Here is an 8,570-nt window from a genome sequence, read left to right on the forward strand (position 1 = left end):
TCATTGACTAAAAACGACTAGCTGGTTTGCCTAGACTGACTTACTTCTTAGTTGTGAGCGACCTATTTGTTTGTGTTTACTGAGTAGATAGCCAAAATACAAGCTTTATCCATGTGATAGTCGGTTTTAGGCTTAAGTTTAATGTTTTGCATATAGAGCTGGCAGTTACTGTTTGGTTTGGTTATCTTGTTTGTTGGTGGCCTTGATGTTAGTTGCTTATTAAGAATGAATATAAATAAACAAAGATTGTTAAAATCCAAGAAAACATGCAACAATACCTCTCAATTGGTAGTTTTAAGCTTAACAACTTTTGTATCTTTGCAATACACGAAGAATATAATATAACAAATCTAACAACACTTTATTATAGAATTTATGAAGACTAATTTAACTTCTCAAATCACTCTAAATCGTGTATCTCCCCGATACTATCGTCCAGAGAATGCTTTTGAGAAATCTGCACTAACTAGATTAGAAAAATTACCAACAGACATTTTTGAATCAGTAGATGAAGGCTCTAAGAAAATAGCTTGCGATATAGCTAAAACAATTAGAGAGAAACAACAAACTGGTCGTAACTGTGTGTTGGCATTATCAGGTGGTGATTCTCCACGTGTGGTTTATTCCGAACTAGTAAGAATGCATAAAGAAGAAGGTTTAAGTTTCAACAACGTAGTTGTTTTTAACTTATACGAATACTACCCATTGGCTGCTGATGCTATTAATAGCAACTTGAATGAGCTAAAGGAAATGCTGCTTAATCATGTGGATATTGATCCAGCAAACATCTATTCACCAGATACAACTATGCCTCAAGATTCAATCTTTGAGCATTGTGCTGAATACGAACAAAAGATTAAAGAAGTAGGTGGTATTGATATTGTTTTACTTGGTATCGGCCGACTTGGTAACGTTGGTTTTAACGAACCAGGTTCTCGTCAAAACTCTACTACTAGATTAATATTGCTTGATTCGACTTCTCACAAAGAGGCATCAAAGATATTTGGTGGTGTTGAGAAAACCCCTATCAGCTCTATTACGATGGGTATGGGCACTATTTTAGCTGCTCACAAAATCTACTTAATGGCTTGGGGCGAAGAAAAAGCTTCAATCATTAAGGCTACAGTTGAGGGTGAAGTTTCTGATACTACTCCTGCTACTTTCCTTCAAACTCATAACAATACATTTGTTGTAACAGACCTTGCTGGTGCTGACAGTTTGACTCGAATCAAACACCCTTGGTTGGTAACATCATGTGATTGGAATGAAAAACTTATTCGCAGTGCTATTGTTTGGTTATGTCAGTTGGTTAATAAACCAATCTTGAAATTAACTAATAAAGATTATAATGAAAATGGTCTAAGTGAGCTATTAGCTCTTTACGGCTCTGCTTATAATGTAAACATTAAGATCTTTAATGACTTCCAAAGAACAATTACTGGTTGGCCAGGTGGAAAACCTAATGCTGACGATACTTATCGTCCTGAGCGTGCTACACCATACCCAAAACGTGTAGTTGTTTTTTCACCACACCCTGATGATGATGTGATTTCAATGGGAGGTACTTTACGTCGTCTTGTAGAACAAGATCATGATGTACATGTAGCTTACCAAACTTCAGGAAATATTGCTGTAGGTGACGAAGAGGCTGTACGTTTCTTACACTTCATCAATGGCTTTAACCAAATATTCAACGAAGGTGATGATCAGGTAATCAACGATAAGTATAAAGAAATTCGTGAATTCTTAGCCAATAAGAAAAATGGTGATATGGACTCAAGAGATGTTCTTACCATCAAAGGTCTTATTCGTAGAGGAGAAGCTAGAATAGCTTGTACATATAACCATATTCCCCTTGATCATTGTCACTTCTTAGATTTACCATTCTACGAAACAGGTAAAATCCAAAAGAACCCAATTAGCAGAGCTGACGTTGATATCGTTCGTAAATTGCTACAAGAGGTTCAACCACATCAAATTTATGTTGCTGGTGACTTGGCTGACCCTCATGGAACTCACAAAGTGTGTACAGATGCTGTTTTCGCTGCAGTTGACTTAGAAAAACAAGCTGGAGCTAAATGGTTAGAAGATTGTCGCATTTGGATGTACCGTGGTGCATGGGCTGAATGGGAAATTGAAAACATTGAAATGGTTGTGCCTATTAGTCCTGAAGAGCTAAGAGCTAAACGTAACTCAATCTTGAAGCACCAATCTCAAATGGAAAGTGCTCCATTCTTGGGTAACGACGATCGCCTGTTCTGGCAGCGTAGTGAAGCAAGAAATAGAGGTACTGCAGACTTATACACTCAGCTTGGTCTTGCTTCGTACGAAGCTATGGAAGCTTTTGTTGAGTACGTTCCTCTATAATCAAAGAGTAAATAACTAGTTAGAAATGAGTCATTATTTCTAACTAGTGTTCTAAATACATTAAAAGAGTATCCGTTTGGCTTGAATGAGCTAACGGGTACTCTTTTTTATTTGTTACACCTATCTCTTATATTCTAAGAGATAGGTGTAACAAAAAACTCACTTCTGATTAAGAAGTGAGTTAACTTTAATATTCTTAGAAACTCTAAACAAAGAGAAGCTTATAGTTAGTTTTTATTTTTATTTCTAGCAGGTCTCTTGTTGTATTGCTGTTTTCTTGGGCTGTTGTTTTTAGGGTCGTAGGTTGGTGCATTACCCAATTCTGCAGGAAGAGGTATTTTAAAAATCTCTTTTTCTAAGAATCGTTCGATTTCGTAGAAGTTTTCTTGATCTTTCTCACTGATAAATGTGATGGCAATACCTTCATGATTCGCACGTGCTGTACGACCAATACGGTGTACGTAGTCCTCGCTGTCGTTCGGTACATCGTAGTTGATTACCAGACCTATATCGTCAATATCAATTCCACGTGCGATTATATCTGTACCCACAAGAATATCAATATTGTTTGACTTAAAGTCTTGGAGCATTTGCTCTCTATTCTTTTGATCTAAGTCTGAGTGGATCTCACCAACTCGTAGATTCATCTTGGCAAGTTCTCTAGCAACCTCTTTTACTTTGAGCTTGGAAGAAGCAAAAATTACCGATTTCTTTGCGTCCTCATTATTAAATAGCGTGCGAATAATTTCGAGTTTTTGATTCTCGAAACAAACGTAGGCAGCTTGTAAAATCTTCTCAGCAGGTTTGGAAACCGATAGCTTGATAACCTCAGGATTAGTAAGAATGCTGCTAGCCAGTTTTTGGATTTTTGAAGGCATAGTTGCAGAGAACATGATTGTTTGTCTCTCTTTTGGCAAGCATTTAACCACCTGCATTATATCTTCAAAGAATCCCATATCAAGCATTCTGTCTGCTTCGTCTAATATGAAGTGCTCTACGTGTGAGAGGTCAACATAACCGAGGTTTAAATGAGATAATAATCTACCAGGGGTAGCAATTACAACATCAGCACCTAGGGTTAAACCCTTTTTCTGTTGTGCAAAAGCTATTCCATCGTTGCCTCCATAAATTGCTACACTAGATACCGAAACAAAATAGCCGAAGCCTTCCATCTCTTTATCGATCTGTTGTGCAAGCTCTCTAGTCGGCGACATAATGATAGTGTTGATTTTATCTGGAGTGTGTTTTCCTTCAGAAAGTTTGTTCAGCACGGGTAATAAAAAAGCAGCAGTCTTGCCTGTTCCCGTTTGAGCGACAGCAATCAAATCTTTATTTTCTAAGATTATGGGGATTGCTTCGGCCTGAATAGGCGTACACTCATCGAACATCATAGCGTCTAGAGCTTCTAGAACGTTATCGTTTAAATTTAATTCGGAAAACTTCATAAATATATAATTATCAATCTCTATTAGCTACAAAGATACTAGTAAATCCACGGTGCTACAAAGTATGTAGTTGTTTATTTACATCGATGACCTTAAATAAAATTAGAGTTTACCCACTTCATCCAAGTTTGAATCTTTAAAGCCTAGGAAGTAGAGTACTCCATCTATTCCTATCGTATTTATGGCTTGATCAGCATTAGCTTGTACTTTTGGTTTGGCATGGAAGGCAATTCCAAGCCCTGCAGCGTTGATCATAGGTAAATCGTTTGCTCCGTCTCCTACAGCTATAGTTTGGGCTAAATCAACCTTTTCCTTGGTTGCGATTTCTTGTAATAGCTCCATCTTGCGTTGACCATCAACTATTTCGCCTAAATATCGTCCTGTTAGTTTGCCATCTTCAATCTCTAGTTGGTTGGCATAAACATAATCGATGTCGTATTTCTTTTGAAGATAAGCTCCAAAGTATGTAAAGCCTCCTGATAGGATAGCGGTTTTGTAACCATACTTTTTGAGTACGTACATGAGCCTGTCTAACCCTTCGGTGATGGGAAGTTTTTCTGCAATATCTTTCATTACCGATTCGTCGAGTCCTTTGAGTAGGGCTACTCGCTCTTTGAAACTCTCCTTGAAGTCAATTTCTCCGTGCATAGCACTTTCTGTAATGGCTTTAACTCGATCTCCTACACCTGCGCGCATGGCCAGTTCGTCGATAACCTCGGTTTGGATTAGTGTAGAGTCCATATCAAAACAGATCAATCTTCGCATACGTCTGTGCATATTGTCTTTTTGGAGGCTGTAATCAATTTGAAGTTCGCTAGAGAGCTCCATTAATTGTTTTTGCATTTGCTTTTGATTCGTAGGAGTCCCACGCAGTGAAAATTCAATGCAAGCTCGTAGGTTTGATATGCTCTTGTGTAAGGGTACCCTACCTGTTAGACGCTTTATAGAGTCAATATTAAGGCCTTGAGCTGATATGATCTCGGAGGTTTTTGCTATTTGATGTGCAGTTATTCTTCTACCCAAAATGGTGAGTATATACCTGTTTTTCCCTTGTTGAGCGACCCAATCTTCGTATGCTTGGGGCGTAACAGTTTTAAAATGAGGGTCAACTCCCAATTCGATGCATTTATGCGATAAATCATCGAGTAGTGCATCCACTATTTTATTTTTAACGTGAATTAATATTCCCAAATTTAGCGACTCGTGTATGTCGGCTTGTCCAATGTCTAAAATAGTCGCATTATAGGCGGCAAGAATTTGTGTAATACTATGCGTCAAGCCAATGCTATCGACGCCTGTGATGCGGACTTGTATCAGTGAAGAGTCAAGAGTAGTCATAATTCTAATAGGTTTATTATCGTCAACAAAAATAGTTAAATTAGAGTGATATGAGGGGCTTTTACTAAGATTTAACAAGTAGTGCTAAGTGTTTATTAGTATTAATTATTTGGAAGTTAGCTATTTTATTCTTTAACTTTGCACTCGGTTTCAAAATAGAACGCCTTGATAGTCAGTGTTATTAAGACTTATCTAAGCATTTAAAAGTTATGTTTCGGGCTGAAACTACTGCTTGAGGCAGTCCCGAATAGTACTAACTAAATTCGACTTACATGAGAAATGTAAAATGGATTTTTGTTGTATTAATTGCAAGTTCCTTGACCTCCTTTGCAGATAAATCTACAACTACTGGAGGTTTGAATGTGGGTGATGTAGCCCCTGATTTTAACATCGAACCTACATCAGTTAAAAGTAATAATGCAGAGTTTTCACTCGCTAAAATGAAGGGAAAGCCTGTATTACTCAGTTTCTGGGCTAGCTATGACGCAGCATCAAGAATGCAGAACATAAAGCTAAACAGCGCTCTGCAAAATCTGGGCTCAGAGGTACAAATGGTCTCTATTTCTTTTGATGAATTTCCATCAATATTTAAAGAGACTGTACGTATGGATCAAATCAACCTATCCAATTGCTATTTGGTGGTCGATGGTGACGAATCCAATTTGTTTAAAACATATAAATTGAACCAAGGATTCAAGAACTTCTTACTAGATGAGAATGGCATTATTATAGCCAAAAATGTCACAACGTCAGAGATTCCTTCTCTATTATTGAAATCGGCATCATGATGTGATGACTTATAAGGAAATATAGAAAAGGAATAAAATCAAATTTTAATAGTCCGAATGCAAATTTCGGATTTTGGATTAAGGAAATATACAACAAAACTGTTCCGTCAACATTTATGACTTGTCATAAAGTTGGCGGAACTTTTATTTGACACGGAACATCTCTCTGGGAGATAAAAAATAGTTTATTACATTTATAACTCACAATAATTCACTACTTTCGTGCGTGCTACTCAAAGTGGAGTAGATGTGTTATTTTTCTAAAATACTCTACATTTGACTGGCCTGCCAATTGTTCCTAAATTTATTGTTCAACAACCAAATCGTCGTCTTAAGAAGCAGTGCTAACACAAACTTATAGAAACGATTAATTCTCTAACCAAAAAAATGGAAGAACTTAGACATGAATGTGGCGTAGCCATGATTCGTTTGCTCAAACCTCTAAAGTATTATCAAGCAAAGTATGGCACCTGGATGTATGCAATCAATAAGCTCTACTTGCTTATGGAAAAGCAGCATAACCGAGGCCAAGATGGTGCAGGTATTTCCTGCATAAAACTTGAGACTCAGCCGGGTGAGGAATATATGTTTCGTGAACGTGCCATGGGGGCAAACGCTATAACTGATATCTTTTCTGTAATTCACTCCAAATTCAACTCGTGTACCCCCGAGCAACTTAACGATGTTGATTGGGTTGAGCAAAACCTGCCTTTTGCTGGGGAGGTTTTCATGGGCCATCTACGCGATAACAGTTCGGGTAGGGTTGGTCTTGAATTTGTACACCCTTTTTTGAGAAGAAATAACTGGAGAGCTAAAAGTCTCGCACTTTGTGGTAATTTTAGCATGACTAATCTCGATGAAATATTTTCTCGAATTACTGCTATTGGCCAACACCCTCGTAAATATACCGATGCTTATATTCTTTTAGAGCAGATGGGACACCGTTTGGATCGTGAGGTTGAACGTGTATTCAATCTTGCCGAATCTGGTGGACGTACAGGCATGGATATCACCAATTACATCGAAGATAATGTTGATATGTTTAATGTGCTTCGCTCAACATCTAAAGATTGGGATGGTGGATATGTGATGTGTGGTCTTACAGGAAGTGGAGAGATGTTTATGATGCGTGATCCTTGGGGAATTCGACCAGCATTTTATTATATGGATGATGAGATTCTTGTTGCGGCGTCTGAGCGTCCCGTGATTCAAACTACCATGAATGTTCTTGCTGAAGATGTAAAGGAATTAAAGCCAGGTCAAGCTATGCTTATTAATCGAGCTGGAGAAGTTCACTTTCAAAATATTATAAAGGCTAAAGAAAATCAGGCCTGTTCTTTCGAACGTATCTATCTATCGCGTGGTAGTGACATGGATATTTACAAGGAGCGTAAGATGATGGGAGAGATGTTAATCCCTTCTATCCTCGAAGCTGTTAATCACGATTTAGATCACACTGTATTCTCTTTTATTCCAAATACTGCCGAGGTAGCTTTCTTTGGTTTGCTCGAAGGCTTGGATATTTATCTAAACAAAGATAAGGCACGTCAAATTGCAGCGCTGGGTAAAGATGCTACAGTCGAAAAGATGCAAGAGATTCTTGCTCACCGCATTCGAAGTGAGAAGGTGGCAATTAAAGATATTAAGCTGCGTACGTTCATTGCCGAGTGTAATAGTCGTAAGGATCTTGCTACGCACGTTTATGACGTCACCTATGGCAGTCTTAATGCTAATGAAGACAATCTTGTCATTATAGACGATAGTATCGTTAGAGGAACTACACTGCGCCAGAGCATTCTGAGCATTCTTGATCGCTTGCAACCTAAAAAGATAATTGTGGTCTCTTCATCGCCACAAGTTCGTTATCCTGATTATTACGGGATAGATATGACTAAGATGGAAGAGTTTATTGCTTTTGTTGCCGCAGTTGAATTACTAAAGGATACTAACCAATTAGGTATTCTTGAAGAAGCTTACAAGAAATCCAAAGCTCAACTGAATCTTCCTCGCCAGCAAATGAAAAACTACGTGAAAGACATCTATGCTCCTTTTACTGATCAAGATGTTTCTCAGAAGATTGCAGAGCTGGTTAAACCAGAGCAATTTAACGCAGAGCTTCAGATTGTTTACTTGCCGATTGAAGGCTTACACAAGGCTTGTCCTAATCATAAAGGAGATTGGTATTTCTCGGGCAATTATCCTACGCCTGGAGGTGTTAAATTAGTGAACGATGCCTTCATAAATTACGTTGAGAAAAACTATGATTTTAAAGCTTAGGCGATAGTTTTCTATCTTGTCTAAATAAAATATATAGCAGCATCTATTTAGGTGCTGCTATATTTGTAATCGAGGCTCATACCGAAAAGCTGTGGGGAAAGTATTAAAAAAAGATTGAAACATATATATTTGCAGTAAAATATATAAATGCTTTATCCATGGGTTGGGATCCTTTAGTTCGCTTTATTTTACCAGATGGTTTATTCGATTATTTTGAGATGTCAGACTTTCAGCCTGGCGATTCAGTAGTGCATATTTATCTAGAAGAGCTTAATATAACTCCTATTGAATACCACGATGATAAACTTGAGAGTAAAGGTTTTTATGAGGAAATAAAGATGCATGACTATCCTCT

The 8,570-nt window shown here is 37.7% G+C and carries 6 protein-coding genes; 4 read left to right on the forward strand and 2 right to left on the reverse strand.

Features of this window, described 5'->3' with window-relative positions:
• Nucleotides 1-375 precede the first annotated feature (375 nt).
• Nucleotides 376-2,367 carry a glucosamine-6-phosphate deaminase gene (locus tag B091_RS0102660; protein WP_018108463.1) on the forward strand — a complete coding sequence of 664 codons (1,992 nt, stop codon included), beginning with the start codon at nucleotides 376-378 and terminating at the stop codon, nucleotides 2,365-2,367.
• A 227-nt stretch (nucleotides 2,368-2,594) separates the two neighbouring features.
• On the opposite strand, the gene B091_RS0102665 is transcribed toward B091_RS0102660, so the two are convergent.
• Entirely contained in the window at nucleotides 2,595-3,812 is a 1,218-nt protein-coding gene (locus B091_RS0102665) for a DEAD/DEAH box helicase (protein WP_018108464.1), read from the reverse strand.
• Between the two features lie 102 nt (nucleotides 3,813-3,914).
• Nucleotides 3,915-5,150, reverse strand: a complete 1,236-nt coding sequence (gene serB / locus B091_RS0102670) for a phosphoserine phosphatase SerB (RefSeq protein WP_018108465.1) — start codon at nucleotides 5,148-5,150, stop codon at nucleotides 3,915-3,917.
• 272 nt (nucleotides 5,151-5,422) lie between these two features.
• On the opposite strand from serB, the gene B091_RS0102675 reads away from it, so the two are divergent.
• The 3 genes from B091_RS0102675 to B091_RS11655 all read left to right on the forward strand — a co-directional run.
• The gene (locus tag B091_RS0102675) at nucleotides 5,423-5,938 is read left to right on the forward strand and encodes a TlpA family protein disulfide reductase (RefSeq protein WP_018108466.1); all 516 of its coding nucleotides are present in this window, start codon (nucleotides 5,423-5,425) and stop codon (nucleotides 5,936-5,938) included.
• 387 nt (nucleotides 5,939-6,325) lie between these two features.
• A complete protein-coding gene (locus B091_RS0102680; RefSeq protein ID WP_018108467.1) occupies nucleotides 6,326-8,215 on the forward strand; it encodes an amidophosphoribosyltransferase in 1,890 nt (629 codons plus the stop codon).
• Nucleotides 8,216-8,373: 158 nt separating this feature from the next.
• Nucleotides 8,374-8,570 (forward strand): ISAon1 family transposase N-terminal region protein (locus tag B091_RS11655; RefSeq protein WP_018108468.1); only part of this gene is annotated, 197 nt, incomplete at its 3' end.

It is taken from the genome of Bacteroides propionicifaciens DSM 19291 = JCM 14649, assembly GCF_000375405.1.
Lineage (GTDB): Bacteria > Bacteroidota > Bacteroidia > Bacteroidales > Bacteroidaceae > Bacteroides_E > Bacteroides_E propionicifaciens.